At 70.6% G+C, this 13,914-nt stretch carries 11 protein-coding genes and 1 pseudogene; 5 read left to right on the top strand and 7 right to left on the bottom strand.

The annotated features are described in order from the left end of the window. Nucleotides 1-376: 376 nt before the first annotated feature. From ACQEV8_RS27605 to ACQEV8_RS27590, 4 genes and pseudogenes are all read left to right on the top strand, one after another. A pseudogene (locus ACQEV8_RS27605) lies at nt 377-3,855 on the top strand (DNRLRE domain-containing protein). A gap of 150 nt (nt 3,856-4,005) precedes the next feature. Further along, the gene (locus ACQEV8_RS27600) at nt 4,006-4,413 is read left to right on the top strand and encodes a hypothetical protein (RefSeq protein WP_432965341.1); all 408 of its coding nucleotides are present in this window, start codon (nt 4,006-4,008) and stop codon (nt 4,411-4,413) included. A gap of 12 nt (nt 4,414-4,425) precedes the next feature. Beyond that, nucleotides 4,426-4,920, top strand: coding sequence for a thiol-disulfide oxidoreductase DCC family protein (locus ACQEV8_RS27595; RefSeq protein ID WP_432965338.1), 495 nt, complete (start codon nt 4,426-4,428; stop codon nt 4,918-4,920). A 32-nt stretch (nt 4,921-4,952) separates the two neighbouring features. Then, a complete protein-coding gene (locus ACQEV8_RS27590) occupies nt 4,953-5,696 on the top strand; it encodes a TetR/AcrR family transcriptional regulator (protein WP_432965335.1) in 744 nt (247 codons plus the stop codon). A 36-nt stretch (nt 5,697-5,732) separates the two neighbouring features. On the opposite strand, the gene ACQEV8_RS27585 is transcribed toward ACQEV8_RS27590, so the two are convergent. The 3 genes from ACQEV8_RS27585 to ACQEV8_RS27575 all read right to left on the bottom strand — a co-directional run bounded on the left by ACQEV8_RS27585 (nt 5,733) and on the right by ACQEV8_RS27575 (nt 9,178). Beyond that, nucleotides 5,733-7,274 carry an ABC transporter substrate-binding protein gene (locus ACQEV8_RS27585; RefSeq protein WP_432965332.1) on the bottom strand — a complete coding sequence of 514 codons (1,542 nt, stop codon included), beginning with the start codon at nt 7,272-7,274 and terminating at the stop codon, nt 5,733-5,735. A 192-nt stretch (nt 7,275-7,466) separates the two neighbouring features. Continuing rightward, nucleotides 7,467-8,915: a metallophosphoesterase gene (locus ACQEV8_RS27580; protein WP_432965329.1), complete on the bottom strand. Its 1,449-nt coding sequence runs from the start codon at nt 8,913-8,915 to the stop codon at nt 7,467-7,469. Between the two features lie 23 nt (nt 8,916-8,938). Next, nucleotides 8,939-9,178: an SCO4848 family membrane protein gene (locus ACQEV8_RS27575; RefSeq protein ID WP_432965326.1), complete on the bottom strand. Its 240-nt coding sequence runs from the start codon at nt 9,176-9,178 to the stop codon at nt 8,939-8,941. A gap of 90 nt (nt 9,179-9,268) precedes the next feature. Here ACQEV8_RS27575 and ACQEV8_RS27570 point away from each other — a divergent pair, with 90 nt between their 5' ends. After that, on the top strand, nt 9,269-10,603 hold the full coding sequence (locus ACQEV8_RS27570) for a D-alanyl-D-alanine carboxypeptidase family protein (protein WP_432965323.1): 1,335 nt from the start codon (nt 9,269-9,271) through the stop codon (nt 10,601-10,603). 329 nt (nt 10,604-10,932) lie between these two features. On the opposite strand, the gene ACQEV8_RS27565 is transcribed toward ACQEV8_RS27570, so the two are convergent. From ACQEV8_RS27565 to ACQEV8_RS27550, 4 genes are all read right to left on the bottom strand, one after another. Further along, complete coding sequence (locus ACQEV8_RS27565; RefSeq protein WP_432965320.1) at nt 10,933-11,853, bottom strand: YihY/virulence factor BrkB family protein; 921 nt, start codon at nt 11,851-11,853, stop codon at nt 10,933-10,935. Further along, nucleotides 11,841-12,308, bottom strand: a complete 468-nt coding sequence (locus ACQEV8_RS27560; protein WP_432965317.1) for a GtrA family protein — start codon at nt 12,306-12,308, stop codon at nt 11,841-11,843. The genes ACQEV8_RS27565 and ACQEV8_RS27560 overlap by 13 nt, the downstream gene beginning before the upstream one ends. Continuing rightward, nucleotides 12,305-13,249 carry a decaprenyl-phosphate phosphoribosyltransferase gene (locus tag ACQEV8_RS27555; protein ID WP_432973035.1) on the bottom strand — a complete coding sequence of 315 codons (945 nt, stop codon included), beginning with the start codon at nt 13,247-13,249 and terminating at the stop codon, nt 12,305-12,307. The genes ACQEV8_RS27560 and ACQEV8_RS27555 overlap by 4 nt, the downstream gene beginning before the upstream one ends. Before the next feature lie 64 nt (nt 13,250-13,313). Next, nucleotides 13,314-13,835 (bottom strand): phosphatase PAP2 family protein, encoded by a 522-nt coding sequence (locus tag ACQEV8_RS27550; protein WP_432965314.1) that lies wholly within the window; start codon nt 13,833-13,835, stop codon nt 13,314-13,316. Between the last annotated feature and the right edge of the window lie 79 nt (nt 13,836-13,914).

Genomic DNA, 13,914 nt, shown 5'->3' with positions numbered 1-13,914 from the left:
GCTGTGATCATTATCACGGAACGTAATGGGCCGTTGTGCGGTGAAGGCTGAGGAAGCGCGGAAAGCGCTTCATGGGGACTCCTGCACCCTTTACAGATCTTTGGCATGAACAAGTCATTATCGACCAAAGAACCATGAGGAAACGTCAGCTTGCCGCGCTTTGTGCGGCTTTGCGGACAGCCAACCGCGCCACGCTCATCGCACCGGAGGCCGCCCCTTCCTCCTGTACGGAGCGCTGGGTCACATCTCTCATCCCGTGCCCTCGAAATCTCCACAGGGTGACGACAGATCCCTCATAGGTCATCATCGGCTGGCCCGGTCGCGCCCTGTCACGCGCCGGCTCCGAGGGGAACTAGGGGGAAGGGGAACCCGCCCGATGACGCGCAACTGGCGCCGCAGGCCCGGCCGTCGAGGCGGTGTGGCGCTGCTCGCCACCGCAGTCGCCATCACCGGCATCGTCTACGCCGGACTACGGCTGGACGGCGGTCCTACGCAGGACGGCCGCGACCGCGAGCCGGGCACGAGCACCGTCACCGAAGCCACCGCGTTCAAGCAGGCGGCACGGACCGGAAAGCCCGTCGAAGTGACCGCCGCGCGCACCGCCCGTTCCACGACGTGGGCCCGCCCGGACGGCCAGATGGCGACACGGCTCCACTCCTCGCCCGTCCGCGCCAAGGTGGACGGCGACTGGAAGAAGATCGATCCGAGTCTGCGGCGCACTGGGATCGGGTGGGAGCCGAAGGCCGTCAACACCCGCATGGTGTTCTCGCCGGGCTCGCAAGGCCAGCGAGCCTCCCGCTCCACAGCGCGGCGCGTGTCCCCGGTGCAGCGGACCGCAGCGGATGCCACCGAGAATCCGCTGGTCACCCTGTATGTCGGAGCGGGCAGCGAGTACAAGATCCAGCTCACCTGGCCCGGGCCGGTCCCGGCTCCGATCATCGACGGGAACCGGGCGCTGTACCCGGAGATCTTCCCCGGCGGGGACCTGGTGCTCACCGCCGACGACGACGGCTTCGGCCAGCTCGTGGTCCTGAAAAACCGTCAGGCGGCATCCGATCCTCACGTAAGGCGGTTGGTGTACGGCCTTCACTCCGCCCAGCTGACCTTCCGCCTCGACCCGGTGACCGGAATCGTCAGCGCCGAGAACGCCGACGACGAGGAGGTCGCGATGTCGCCCACCCCTCTGATGTGGGACAGCAGCGGGCAGCCGGCCGTGACCGACGGCGGCGTAGGCGCGACGGCTCAACCGACCGAACCCGAATCACCCGGCCCGACGGATTCCGGCGCCTTTCCCGACGACAGTGCGGCCCCCACCGCCGAAGACGAAGCCGCCGAGTCCGACGAGCAGAGCGACACCGACGTGGAGGTGCTGCCCTCGGCGAGCGACGGCTCCGCCCCGGAACCGCCCGAGTCACCTCTGCCCTCCGCGCCTGCGGAGCCGACCCCGGCGCCATCGCAGTCCGGTCCCGCCGCAACGCTCGGCCTGGCCCCACTGGAAGGCCCTTCTCCCGACTCACGGGGTGAACTCGTCGAGGCCGACCTGTCCACCGGGCAGTGGACGCTCACCCCGGATCAAAACTTCCTCGAGGACCCTGCCACCACGTACCCGGTGTTCATCGACCCATCCGTCAAGAAGCACACCCAGAACTGGACCACCGCCTACGACCGCCACCCCAGGGCCACCTTCTACAACGGCAAGGGTTTCAACAAGGGCGGCACCCACGAGGCCCGTGTCGGCTTCGAGTCCGACACCTGGGGGACGTCCCGGTCGTTCTTCAACATCTCCTTCGACAAGAATCTGAAGGGCACGAAGATCACCCGGGCCAAGCTGCGCCTGCTGGAGACCTACTCCTGGTCGTGCAGCGCCCGTTCGATGAGCGTGCACCTCACCGGCGAGATCGACTCCCACACCAACTGGAAGAACGCCCCCAGGCTCCACGACGGCAACAAACTGGCGACCAAGAGCTTCGCGCACGGCTACAAGTCCGGATGCCGGGACGCCTTCGAGACCTTCGACGTGAAGAAGGGCGCACAGAGGGCTGCGGACAAGGGAGAGGACACCATCACCTTCGGCCTGCGCGCCCGCGACGAAGACTCCCGGTACGCGTGGAAGAAGTTCCGGGCCAACGGCGACTACGCTCCCGTGCTCGAGCTGGTCTACAACCGCAGGCCCTCGATCGTCTCGAACTCGCTGGACCTCGGCCCGGACGGCAAGTGCACCACGACCAAGCCGTACGTCCGCATGGGCTCCGGTGATCTCACTTTCACCGCCAAAGCCACGGACAAGGACAAGAACCTCGACTCCTTCGACTTCGACCTGTGGCCGACCGGGAAGTGGGACTCGGCCGGTGACCTGCTCGACTCGACCGGCAAGGTCTCCGCCGGCGGTGACACCGGCACGGCTCTGAGGACGACAAAGGGCTTCCCCACGAGCAAGCTCAAGAACGGCACCACGTACTCCTGGCGGGTGCGGGCCATCGACGACGCCGGTACGACGTCGCCGTACTACCCGGTCAAGACACCCTGCCGGTTCGTCCTGGACACGTCGGCGCCCCGGCCGCCGGTGGTCAGCTCCACCGACTTCCCCAACGCCGACGGCAACCAGAACGGCTTCGGCAACGACGCCGAAGACGCCAACTGGTCGGCCAAGAAGTTCGGCACGCCCGGGTCTTTCACCGTGCGTGCCCTGAACAGCGACGTCGTGCGCTACGAGTACGGCTTCAACTCGGCCACCTACACCGGCAGTATCGGGCGGGCGAACGGCACGGCGACGAGCGTGAGTGCCTCCCTCTCCGGAGCCAAGCCTCCGACAGCCGGGCCCAACGTGCTCTACGTCCGCGCCGTGGACAGTGCGGGCAACCCCTCGGATCCCACCAAGTACTTCTTCTACGTCACCCCACGGGACCAGGCCGACAGCCCGGGGACTTCACCGGCGACAAGCTGCCCGACCTCATGGTCGTCACCGAGGGCGGCAACCTGGCCATGTACCCCTCCCAGGCCGACAAGGACGACCTGGCCAAGGGCACCGGCGATCTGGACTACTCAATGGCCGGCGCCTACCGGACCAACCCCGACAAGGACCCCAACGGGGACGACCTGCCCCCGTACGTCCCCGCCCCGTCAGGGCACTTCAGGGGAGCCCTGATCACGCACAACGGTGACATCTACGGCGGCGACGGCCTTCAGGACCTCGTCGTCCGCCTCGGCGGCAAGCTCTGGGTCTACCCCGGAGACGGTTACGGCGCCGTCAACATCGACAAGCGCCAGGAGATCCTCCTGCCCGAAGGGGCGCCGAGTCCGGCCGAATTCACTCAGATCCTCAGCGCGGGCGACGCCACCGGAGACGGCCGCGCCGACTTCTTCGCCACGGTGAGGAACTCCGCCGGGACCGACGACGAACTGTGGGCCCTCACCGGCTATCACGGCGCGACGGTCGACCAGGCCGTCCGTCTGAACGCCTCCGCCTGGAAGGAGCGCGACCTCGTCGTCGCCCAGGACGTATCGGGCGACGGTGTGACCGACATGGTCTACCGGTCCGACGTCTCCGGGAAACTCTGGCTGCGCAAGGGCATCGCCGCTTCCGGTGACGGGGTCGACCTCGGCTCACTGGCGACCGCGGCGAACTCCTCGGGCGGGGCGGACAACGAGTACGGCTCCTCGGGCTGGTCGAGCGGCGACATGCCTCATCTGATGGGCACGCCGAGCGCCGACGGCGGTGCGGTCCCTGACATCTGGGCCGTCCGCGCCGATGGATCGGTTCGCTTCCACGCGGGCGGCAAGACCGTCCTCACCGGCTCCGGCACCGAGATCATCGGCCGCGCCGACTACTGGAAGACCCGCATCGCCATCGGGTGACACGCTGACTTGTGGGGCCGGGGCCGTCTTCGTCGAAGACGGCCCCGGCCCTTTTGTCTCTCGCCCCGGGACCACGTCTTGAACGTGTTCAAAAATAGGTCTACAGTCTCCCTCGACAGCGTTTTGAACGTGTTCAAGAAGGGTGGGGCAATGGACCGCACGGTCATCGCCTATGTCATCTACCTGCTGGTCAGCGTCGCATTGACCATCTGGGTGGCCCGCACGCTCAGCCGGAACGGGAAGGTGTTCCTGGCCGATGTGCTGCACGGCAACGAGAAGCTCACCGATGCCGTCAACCACCTTCTGGTGGTCGGCTTCTATCTCGTCAACCTCGGGTTCGTCGCGCTGTATCTGAGCGGGGACGAGACCATCACCGACACGCGTGGTGTCTTCGAGGCTCTGTCGACGAAGCTCGGTGTGGTGCTGCTGGTGCTCGGCGTGATGCACCTGGCCAACGTCTATGTGCTGAACCGGATCCGGCGGCGGGGTGTGATGGAGCGGGAGCAGGTGCCGCCCGTGCCGCCGCAGGGCTGGGTGGCCCCGCAGGCGCGGGCCTGAACGGAGACCGGCATGAACGCCACCGCACCGGTCCGCCGGCTCACCGTCCTGTACGACGCCGAGTGCTCCCTGTGCGCGTTCCTGCGCGACTGGCTCCTGCGGCAGCCGCAGCTGGTGCCGCTGGAGCTGGTCCCGGCCGCCTCCGAGGAGGCCCGGCGGCGCTTTCCCGGACTCGACCACGGCGCCACCCTCGACGAGATCACCGTCGTCGGCGACGCCGGGCAGGTCTACCTGGGGCCCGCCGCCTGGGTCGTCACCCTGTGGGCGCTGCGCGAGCACCGGCCGCTCGCCCACCGGCTGAGCACCCCGTCCGGTGCTCTGCTCGCCAAGGGCGCGGTGATCGCCGCCGCCAAGTGGCGCGGGGCGCAGTGGCACCGGGGGCCGCGGGGCGGGGCCCAGTGGGGCGGCCGGGGGTACCGGCGCGCGGACGGGTGGGCGTACCACCCGGACACCGGCTGGACCTACACCGCGCCGGGCTGCGCCGACGGCGCCTGCGCCCCTCGGTAGCCGCACCGGTGCTGACGTTAGGCTCTCTTACCGTGTCCGCGAAGAACGACGGCCCCGACGACGGCGCCACCCCCACGAAGTCCGAGCAGACCCGCGCCCTGATCCTGGAGACGGCCATGCGGCTGTTCCAGGAGCGCGGCTACGACAAGACGACGATGCGGGCCATCGCCAAGGAGGCCGGGGTCTCCGTCGGCAACGCGTACTACTACTTCGCGGGCAAGGAGCACCTGATCCAGGGCTTCTACGATCGGATCGCCGCCGAGCACCAGGTGGCGGTCCGGGCGATCCTGGACCGGGAGACCGACCTGGAGGCCCGGCTCGCGGGTGTCCTGCGGACCTGGCTGGACATCGCCGCGCCCTACCACGAGTTCGCGGTGCAGTTCTTCAAGAACGCCGCCGACCCGGACAGCCCGCTCAGCCCCTTCTCCCCCGAGTCGGAGCACGCGCGCGAGGAGGCCATCAGCGTCCACAAGGAGGTGCTGGCCGGGGCGACGAAGACGAAGGTGCCCGAGGAACTGCGGGACATCCTGCCCGAGTTGATGTGGCTGTCCCAGATGGGGCTCGTCCTGTACTGGATCTTCGACCGTACGGAGGGTCGGGAGCGCAGCTACCGGCTCGCCGAGCGCGGTGCCCGGCTCACCTCACGGGGCGTCGCCCTGGCCCGCTTCCGGGTGCTGCGGCCCCTGGTCCGGGAGGTGCACGAGCTGTTCACGGACTTCCTGCCGGGGATGACCCGGGCGATCCCGGACCCGGCGGCACGCCGCAATGAGTCATAGGGCCGCACCGAGTCCTAGGGCCGCGCAGGGCACCCCTCAGAGCCTTGTGAGGCTCCAGATGCGGAAGACGCCCGTGCCGTCCGAGAGGTACTGGCCGCCGCCGATGTCCTCGGTGGTGACGACGTACTCCTTCGCCTGCCACAGCGGGAGCACCGGCACGTCCTGCGCCACGGTCTGCTGAACCTCGCGGAAGTCCCGGTCGGCCTCTCCGCGGTCGGCGTAGCGCCGGCTGTCCTTGATGAGCCGGTCCACGGTCTTGCTGCTGTAACCGGTGTTCATGGCGCTGCCGGTGCCGACGAGCGCGGCGCCGAAGGTGTCCGGGTCGGGGAAGTCGGCCACCCAGCCGACGGCGTACGCGTCGAGCTTGCCGGTCGCCCACCGCTTCTGGAAGTCGGTCCACTCGTAGCCCTGGAGAGTGACCTTGAACAGTCCGCTCGCCTCCAGCTCCCGTTTGATCTCGGCGCCCTCCTGTGCACCGGCGCCGCGGCCCTTGGCGTAGCCGTAGGTGAGGCGGACCGGCAGGCTCACGCCGGCTTTGGTGAGCAACTGCCGTGCCTTCTTGGCGTCCTGCGCGGGATAGTCGTCGAAGAACGAGGCGGTGTGGCCGGTGATGCCCGCCGGAATCAGGGAGTACAGGGGGTCGACGGTGCCGTCGTAGACGGTGGCGGCCAGTCGCTCGCGGTCGATCAGCCAGGCCATGGCCCGGCGGACCTCGGGCTTGTGCAGGGGCTTGCCGGCGCGGGTGTTGAAGTACAGGTTGCGGGTCTCGGAGCCGTCCGCCTCGTAGACGCGCTGGGCCGGGTCGCTCGGGTTGAGGCTTGCGAGGACCTGGGGCGGCAGCTGGCGGGTCGCGACCTCGACCTGTCTGTCCTTCCAGGCGGTGTCGAGGGCGTCGGGCGTGTCGTAGTAGCGCAGCTCGACGGAGCGGTCCGCGCCGCCCTTGACGGCACCCTGGTAGCCGGCGTTGGGCGTGAGGACCGCCCTGTCGTTCTTCGTGTAGGTGGTGAGGGTGTACGGGCCGGTGCCGTCGACAGCGTTGCCGGTGCGCAGCTTGCCGGCCGGGTACGCGGTGTGGTCGACGATGGAGCCGGCGCCGGTGGCCACCTTGAAGGGAAACGTCGCGTCGGGCGAGGACAGGTGGAAGGTGACGGTCAGCCGGTCGGCGTCCACGGAACGCAGGGTGCCGAGCAGGGGCGCCGGACCGACGGGCGACTTGATCCTGAGGATCCGGTCGAAGGAGTACTTCACGTCCTCGGCGGTCATCGTCCGGCCGCTCGGGAAGGTGAGGCCGGAGCGCAGTTCGCAGCGGTACGTCGTCAGGTCGCCGCCGGCGAACGCACAGCTCTTGGCCGCGTCCGGTACGGGTGCGGTGCCGCCCGGCGTGAAGGTGAGCAGCGACTGGAAGACACTGCTGAACAGCGCCCAGGAGCCGGCGTCGTAGGCGCCGGCCGGGTCGAGCGAGGTGACGGCGTCCGTCGTGCCCACCGTGATGGTCCCGCCGTCGCTCCTCGACGGCAGGAACTGCCAGGCGCCCACGCCCGCGGCCGCCAGGACGAGCAGCCCCGCGAGTATCCGCATGCGAACCGATCGCATCGGTCTTGCCCTCCCCAGGCCCCTTTGGACCCTTGTGCCGGTGCCACACCCTTCGTGGCGGCCTCACACAATCACAGGCTTTTGACCTCGGGGAAGGGAGATCTGCCGACTTGGGAAAGAACTTACCGATGGGCGATTGGATCCGGTTTCACAGCGGTCTCACAGGGTGACGGGCGGTCAGGCCTGCTTCGACGCCAGCTCGATCAGCGTGATGTCCGACGGTGCGCCGACCCGGGTGGGCGGGCCCCAGGCGCCCGCGCCGCGCGAGACGTAGAGCTGGGTGTCGCCGTAGCGCTCCAGGCCCGCGACGGTCGGGTTGGCGGCGGAGGCGATGAGGTTGCCGGGCCAGAGCTGGCCGCCGTGGGTGTGGCCGGAGAGCTGGAGGTCCACGGCGTGCTCGACGGCGTCGTGGATCTGCACGGGCTGGTGGGCGAGCAGGACGCACGCGCGTGCGGTGTCCCGGTCGCCGAGTGCCCGGGCGAAGTCGGGGCCCTGGCCCTCCGCCTCGCCCGCGACGTCGTTGACGCCGGCCAGGTCGAAGAACGGGAGCTCCCTGCGGGCGTTCTCCAGGGGGTTGATGCCGAGGCGCCGGACCTCCTCGACCCACTGTTCGGCGCCGGAGAAGTACTCGTGGTTGCCGGTGACGAAGTAGGACCCGTGACGGGCCTTCAGCCGGGCCAGCGGGGCCGCGGCGGGGCCGAGGTCCTTGACGCTGCCGTCGACGAGGTCGCCGACGACCGCGATCAGGTCGGGCTGGGTCGCGTTGATCGTGTCGACGACCGTCTGCGCGAAGCCGCGGCCCAGGACCGGGCCGAGGTGGACGTCGCTGACCACCGCGATCCGGAACCCGTGCGCCGCGCGCGGCAGCTTGGCCAGGGGCACGGTGACCCGCTTGACCTTCGGCCCGCGCAGTACCCCGTATGTGCCGTACCCGACCGTCCCGACGGCAGCGGCCGCGGCGGCCCCGGCGACGATCCTGGAGACGAAGAGACGGCGGGAGGGGCCGGTGGGAGTGGAGGCGTCGGTGGTGCCGGTGGGGGTGAGCGGCTGTGGGGTGGCTTCCGACGCGTCGGGGGCGGGGTCCGTCAGGGAGCCGGGCTCGGTGGCGGAGGCGGTCGCTCCGCCACGGGAGCCGGCGTGTGCGGCGGCTGCCGCCGCTACGCCGGGTGCGGCGGCGCCGACGCCCGTCTGCGGGGGAGCGGTCGCTTCGTCGGGTGCGGCAGGGGCGTGCGGGGTCTTCTCGGTGTTCAGGGGCGCCGCAGTCGGCGCCGCCGGGTCCGACCCGGGTTCGTTCCCCGATCTGTCCCGGCGTTCCAGGAACCGGCGCAGCAGGGGACGTATGAGCTCGCCCGCCACCACCGCCAGCAGCAGGTATATCGACAGGGCCAGCCACAGGAAGCCCGGCCAGGCGAGGGTCTGCTGGAGCCAGAAGGGGGCGCCTGCGCGTTCGGCGACCAGGGCCGCGATCGCCAGGGCCCAGCCGCCCGCGATCAGGACCGCGCCCGCGCGGCGGGTGAGGCCCGGGCCGCGGGTCGTGTCGCGGAACAGGCGGCGCCACACGTACCAGTTGGCCGTCACGATGACGGCCAGGACCAGCAGTGCGACGAGTACGAAGACGATGGCCACGGTGTCGTGTCTCCCGATTGCTGTTATGACGTCCGGCGCAATGCGCGCAGACCACGCAACCCGATGGTCCCGACGACCGTCCCCAATACGAAGGACACGACGGCGAGCAGCAGGTGCACCCAGAAGTACGCCGTGGGACGACCGTCGTCGAAGGCGGGCCCGCTGCCGTCCTTGACAAGGTTTTTGACGAAAGTGATCCAGATGACCCAGCTCCACACCCCGAAGGCGAGCAGGAACCAGGAGACGGGGCGGCTGAGCTTCATGAGTCCAGTATCGCCAGAGCGTGTCCTGTTCCGTTCGCGGGGTGGGGTGGAGGCGGGACTTCCCTGCGTACGGCATGTACGTTTCCGACCGTGCCCGCACCGAAGAAGACCGCCAGGCGATCCCTGCTGGTCACCACCGCCGTCCTGTCGTCCCTCGCCCTGGCCGCACCCGCCGCCGTCGCGGCCCCGAAGCCCTCGGGCAGCCCGTCGGCGAGCCCCTCCGGGAGCCCTTCGGCCACTCCCCCGGCATCGATGTCGACCGTGGGCGGCGCCCGGCTCGGGCGGCCGGGGACGCAGGTGAACCTGGCGAGCGGTGTGCCGGTGCTGCCGAAGGACGTGAGCGCCCGCTCCTGGATCGTCTCCGACGCCGAGACCGGTGACGTGCTCGCCGCGCACAACGCGCACTGGCGGCTGGCCCCGGCGAGCACGCTGAAGATGCTGTTCGCGGACACGCTGCTGCCGAAGTTCCCCAGCACGACCGAGCACAAGGTCATCCCCTCCGACCTGGCCGGCATCGGCTCGGGTTCCAGCATGGTCGGGATAAAGGAGGACGAGACCTACACCGTCCACGACCTGTGGCTCGGCGTCTTCCTGCGCTCCGGCAACGACGCGGTGCATGTGCTGTCCGCGATGAACAAGGGCGTCGAGAACACCGTCAAGGAGATGAACGCGCACGCCGAGGAGCTGCAGGCCCTCGACACGCATGTCGTCAGCCCGGACGGCTACGACGCTCAGGGCCAGGTGTCGTCGGCGTACGACCTGACGCTGATCGCCCGCTCGGGGCTGCAGAAGAAGGACTTCCGCGAGTACGCCTCGACGGTCAGCGCGAAGTTCCCCGGTGAGACGACGAAGGACAAGAAGGGCAAGACCGTCCGCAAGCCCTTCGAGATCCAGAACACGAACCGGCTGCTGAGCGGCGACGCGGACGTGCCCGTCTACCAGGGCATCGCGGGCGTGAAGAACGGCAACACCACCAACGCGGGTGCCACGTTCACCGGCGTCGCCGAGCGGAACGGCAAGGTGTTGCTGGTCACGGTGATGAACCCGGAGAAGGACGAGCACAACGAGGTCTACAAGGAGACCGCCCGGCTGTTCGACTGGGGGTTCAAGGCGGCCGGGAAGGTGCAGCCGGTGGGTGAGCTGGTGCCGCCGAAGAGCGCCGCACAGGGCGCCGACCGGCCCGGCTCGAACCCCTCCGGCGAGGCCGGTGGCTCCGGCGACGGCGACGGCAGCGGCAAGGCCGGAACCGGCTCCAAGCCGGTGGCCAGCGCCTCGGCCGCGGACGGCTCCAGCGGCATCGGAACGGCGCTCGGCATCACCGGCGGCGTCCTGGTACTGCTGGCGGCCGGTGCCTTCCTGATCAACCGCCGCTGGCCCTTGCCGGACCTGGTACGCCGCAGGGCCCGTTCGGGCGACGACAGCTGACGCCCGGGGGCGGGCACCACGCCCGGGCATCACCGCACGACCACCCGAGCCGGTCGGGCGGCGCCTTCCAGGCCAACCGCCCCCGGCCACCGGGCCTGGCACCCCGCCGAGCCCGCCCCGGTGACGACGTCTGCCCCCGGAGTCCACCACCACGCTCAAGCGTCACCGCACCCCGACCAGAGCCGGTCCCGCGGCACCTTCCACGCCAACCGCGCCGGCCACCACCGGACCTCGCACGCCGTCGGCAACCACCGGACTCGGCCCTGGCAGGCCGCCCGATCGGCCCCGGAGACGTCTGAGCGCCTGGAACCCGCACCACCTCTGCCCCGTCAACCGCCCCCCGCCACCGCCGCCCCGCCCGAGCCCTCCGGGCGACCACGGCCCGCGGCCGGGAGTTCGTCCTGCTTGCTCTGGGTTGCCGTCCAGGACGCGCAGAACAGCACCAGCTTCGAGGTGAAGTTGATCCACAGCAGCAGGGCGACGGGGACGCCGAACGCGCCGTACATGCTCTTCGCGGCGACGCCCTGGAGGTAGCCGCTGAGGAGGAGCTTCAGGAGTTCGAAGCCGACCGCGCCCGTCAGCGCGGCGACGACCAGGCGGTGGCGGGTCGGCTCGACGCCGGGCAGCAGGGTCAGGACGTAGAGCAGGAGCAGGAAGTCGGCGAGGACCGCGACCAGGAACGCGGCGATCCGGAGCAGGACCCCGCCCCAGCCGCCCTCGTCGATGCCGAGCCGCCCGATGATCCAGCCGACCATCGCGGAGGCGACGGCGGAGGCGGCGAGGGTGACGAGGATCGCGCCGCCGAGGCCGATCAGGACACCCGCGTCCTTGGCGTAGCGCAGGACCGGGTTCTCCTCCTCCTCGGGCAGCTCCCACACCGCGCGCAGACACTCCCGCATGGAGCCGGCCCAGCTGACGCCGGTGAAGAACAGCAGCGCGCCCGCGATGAGGCCGATGGCGCCGGCGTTGTCCACCAGGCCGGAGATGTCCAGCTGGTCGGAGATGCCGGGCACCTGCTCGGCGATCTTGTCCTGCAGCTTGTCCTGCTGGCCCTTGCCGAGCGTGGCGGCGGCGATCGCGGCGGCCACCGTCAGCAGCGGGAACAGCGCGACGAAGCTCGTGAAGGTCATCGCGGCGGCCAGCCGCGTCCACGCGACGCGGTCCAGCCGCTCGTACGACCGCCACGCGTGCGTGACCATCAGCCGGGTCGCCCACGGCCCGACGACCGGAAGCTTTTTCAGCCAGTCCATGATCCGCTTCTGCCCTCCGCCCGGAACACCCATGTACGGGTACCCCAGAACCGCAGAATCGTGGCCAGGACCATGCCGACGCCCGCCCCGGAGACCGTGTCCGCACGCTGGGAGGTGAGCCCGAGGCCGTAGTGGCTGACGGTGAGGCAGAGCAGTTGGACGGCGGCCCCGGCGAGGTTCACCGCGCAGAAGACGGCGTACGGCCGCCAGCCCCGGCCCCGCGTGGTCCGGTAGGGGCCGAGGGCGTTGCCCGCATAGGCCACCGAGCAGGCGGCCACGAAGGACAGGGACTTGGCGGTGAGCGGATCGACTCCGGCGGGGCCGCGCAGGCAGGTGAACAGGGCCAGGTCGACGGCGTAGGCGATCAAGCCGACGGCGGCGAAGCCGGTCAGTTCCCGGCGCGAGGGGAGCCGCGAGGGGAGGGCCGGCCGGCTGGGCCACGCGCGCGTGGTCACCAATTGGCCACCGCCAGGCCGTACATCGCCATCCACACCAGTCCGATGAGGGCGAGCGCCCGGTCGCGCAGGACGACGTCCTCGGGTTCGCCGGCCGTGCCGCGGTCGGCGAAGACGGCGTATCTGAGGACGGCGAGGATGAAGGCGACCATGGACAGCTGCCGCCAGGGCAGCACGCTCGCGTGCGGGACGCCGCCCTCCTCCATGGCCCACAGGCAGTAGCCGAGGACGGCGACCCCGGCCGCGAGCTGCCAGACGAAGCGGAGGTAGTCGGCGGTGTACTCGGTGAGCAACGCGCGCGTGGCACCCGCCTTTCCGGCCATCTGCACGGCTTCGGAGTAGCGCTTGGCCGACACCATGAACAGCGCGCCGAAGCCGGTGGTGATCAGGAACCAGCGCGACAGCGGGATGCCGAGGGCGAGTCCGCCGATCATCGCCCGCATCAGGAAGCCGGTCGTGACGACGGCGAGGTCGACGACGAGGACGTGCTTGAGGCTGATGCAGTAGGCCAGTTGCATGCCGAGGTAGGCGGCCAGCAGGGCGGCGACGGCCGGGGTGCACAGCCGGGCCGCGACGGCGGGCGCGAGGACGGCGAGGACGCCGCCGACGGCGTAGGCGACGGGTACGGGGACCTGCCCGGCCGCGACGGGGCGGTGCCGCTTGGTGGGATGGGCACGGTCGGCTTCGGCGTCGCGGGCGTCGTTGATGAGGTAGACGGCGGCGGCGCAGGCGGTGAAGAGGACGAGGACCAGGGCGAGTTGCACGACAGCGTGCCGGGAGAAGAGCTCGCCGGCGGCGGCCGGGGCGGCGACCACGAGGATGTTCTTGATCCACTGCCGGGGGCGCGCGGTCCTGAGGAGACCGGCCAGGAGACTGCTCCCGCGGGGTGGCGCGGGCCGCTTCTCGCCGGCGCGCTGCCGCAGGACGGCCGTCTCGGCCATGGCGGGCGCCTCGGCCATGGTGGACGCCTCAGTCACGGCGGGCGCCTCAGTCATGTCGGGCGCCTCAGTCATGGCGGGTTCCTCCCTTCACCCAGCGGGCGCCGAGCCGGGCGGTGAGCGCTCCGAGGGCGGCGCCGGCCGCGACGTCCGAGGGATAGTGGACGCCGGCCACCAGCCGGGAGACGCACACGGCGGCGGCCAGCGGCGGGACCGCGCGCGCTCCCAGGGCGCCGAAGGCGACGGCGGCGGCCGTGGCGGAGGCGGCGTGCGAGCTGGGGAAGGAGTGCCGGCCGGCGGTGCGGACCAAGGGCTCGACATGCGCGGGGCGCGGTCGGCGCACGACCCGTTTCACGCCCATGCTGACGAGATGCGCCCCGGCGGTCAGCGCCGTACCGCGCAGCCAGGCGCCGCGCCGCCCTCGGTCCACGGCTGCTCCTGCGAGCCCCGCCGCCAGCCACAGCGCCGCGTGCTCCCCCGCCCAGGACAGAGCGCGCGCGGCGCATGCCACGCGCGGGTCGGTGCCGCACGCCCTGAGCGCCGAAACGATCCGGTGGTCCATGTCGTGCAGGTCGTCGAGGTCGTCCATGTGGACTCACTGTTCACGCCCGCGCGGCCCGAACTCCGGCAATATTGAGCGACATCCCATTAATCACCCATTTCGGGGA

Source organism: Streptomyces sp. CA-179760, from assembly GCF_050937045.1.
Classification (GTDB): Bacteria; Actinomycetota; Actinomycetes; order Streptomycetales; family Streptomycetaceae; genus Streptomyces.
This window is presented reverse-complemented; position numbering and strand designations above follow the sequence as displayed.